The following is a 1,519-nucleotide window of genomic DNA, read 5'->3' as shown; positions in this document are numbered from 1 at the left end:
AAAGGACTTGAGCGAGGACTTTACTCCCGGCGTAAGATTTTTCTTTGACTACAAAAAACTCTGCACGCACCCGGACGCAGTTTTTGAAGGCGTTCTTCCGCTCAAAATAAAAGATGAAGTGATTTTAAAGGACTGGATTCACGCAATCGTTGTGCCGGAAAATGAGAGAGCCGTATTGGAAAAACACATTCCGCAGAACCTTGCGCAAAAAGTCCGCTTTGTAAAAAACGACTGCAAGGACATCTGGGCTTGGTCAGAAAAAGTGTACGAAATTATAAAAAGGATTTGAGCAAAAGATGACAAACGAACTTCTGGAAAATCTTGAAAAACTACACACAACGGAACTTGGTGTTGTGCGCATAAAACGGAATCTTGGGCTTGAAACTGACGATGTCGTCGCATGGTGCAAAAATACAATTCTTACGGCGGCAAAAAATATTGAAAATGAAAAATCTAGCAGTGGCGAAACTTGCGGAACAGCATACAACGAGGAATCCAGCAACGAAAAAGGCAAAACTTCCATCAACAAAATCTTTCGCAAAGGAAAAAACTGGTACATAAAAACAGACGGCTGCACAATCACAGTGAACGCGTACAGCTGCACGGTGATTACGGCGCACAGAGTCTAAGTTACATGAACTTCTGGCTTTTTGGAAGCGAAAAACGCTCAACATCAATTCCTTCAAGCTTCAGAAGCGCGATTTTGTTTCTGATTCCGCCGCCGTAGCCTGTAAGACTTTTATTTGCGCCCACAACGCGGTGGCACGGAACAATTATGCAGATTGGATTCCACCCGACCGCTCCGCCAACAGCCTGCGCCGACATTTTTGCGATTCCATTTTGCAAGGCGATTTTTTTTGCAATATCGTTGTAGGCCGCAGTTTTTCCGTAAGGGATTTTGCACATTTCCTGAACAACCATATTTCTGAAAGGCGTAAGATTTTCAATCCTGAACTTTGGAGTGAAAGAAGGATTTTTTCCGGCAAAATATATGTCAAGCCATTCGCAAGTTTCCTTTATGACTGGAATCGAGGAGGCGGATTTTATGTCAATTTGCTGAACTTCAAAATCTTTCAGGCTTTTTTCGTGTTTTTTTTCATCAAAAGAATATTCAAACCATAAACCGTTCAAAAATTCGCCGTCGCTTTCAATAAAAATCTTTCCAAGCGGAGAATTGTAAACAAATATCAGTTTTTTCTGCATTTTTTATTCCTACCTGTTTCTTGCAAGCCTAAGTCCGCCGGTCTTTACGTAGGCCGGGTCGGCTCTTCTGTAGCAGGATTCAAAATATACATAAGAAGCGTTATAGCCGCCATGCTTCATGGTTTTGTAAGGGTAGACTTCGTATTTCCAGTCGTAGGGAGAGCCGAAGTCGTAGCACCATTCGTAAGCGTTTCCAGCAAGGTCGTAAAATCCAAGCCCGGAAGGAAGTTTTCCGCCCTGCTTGTGTATTCTCATTGAGCCGTTCGCAGGAATTTTGCACGCAGAATTTCTGTCGTCCCAGCCGGCGGCGGTTTCT

4 protein-coding genes are annotated in these 1,519 nt (G+C 43.3%); 2 read left to right on the top strand and 2 right to left on the bottom strand.

Annotated features, from left to right (window positions below):
• Positions 1–289 (top strand): hypothetical protein (locus B4C08_RS08285; protein WP_296664357.1); only part of this gene is annotated, 289 nt, incomplete at its 5' end.
• A gap of 7 nt (positions 290–296) precedes the next feature.
• A complete protein-coding gene (locus B4C08_RS08280) occupies positions 297–629 on the top strand; it encodes a DUF3781 domain-containing protein (RefSeq protein ID WP_296664355.1) in 333 nt (110 codons plus the stop codon).
• A 1-nt stretch (position 630) separates the two neighbouring features.
• Here the strand turns inward: B4C08_RS08280 and B4C08_RS08275 are convergent, their stop codons facing one another.
• Both B4C08_RS08275 and B4C08_RS08270 read right to left on the bottom strand, forming a co-directional pair.
• Positions 631–1,203, bottom strand: a complete 573-nt coding sequence (locus B4C08_RS08275; RefSeq protein WP_296664353.1) for a methylated-DNA--[protein]-cysteine S-methyltransferase — start codon at positions 1,201–1,203, stop codon at positions 631–633.
• A gap of 9 nt (positions 1,204–1,212) precedes the next feature.
• A partial coding sequence (locus B4C08_RS08270) for an SUMF1/EgtB/PvdO family nonheme iron enzyme (RefSeq protein ID WP_296664351.1) occupies positions 1,213–1,519 on the bottom strand: 307 nt, incomplete at its 5' end.

It is taken from the genome of Treponema sp. UBA753 (assembly GCF_002297325.1).
Lineage (GTDB): Bacteria > Spirochaetota > Spirochaetia > Treponematales > Treponemataceae > Treponema_D.
Note: the sequence above shows the minus strand (reverse complement) of the source record. Positions and strands in the feature narration are given on the sequence as shown.

What these genes read in the sequence shown, in the direction of transcription:
- B4C08_RS08280 (WP_296664355.1), top strand. Translation starts at nt 297, where the DNA reads ATGACAAACGAACTTCTGGAAAATCTTGAAAAACTACACACAACGGAA.
- B4C08_RS08275 (WP_296664353.1), bottom strand. Translation starts at nt 1,203, where the DNA reads ATGCAGAAAAAACTGATATTTGTTTACAATTCTCCGCTTGGAAAGATT.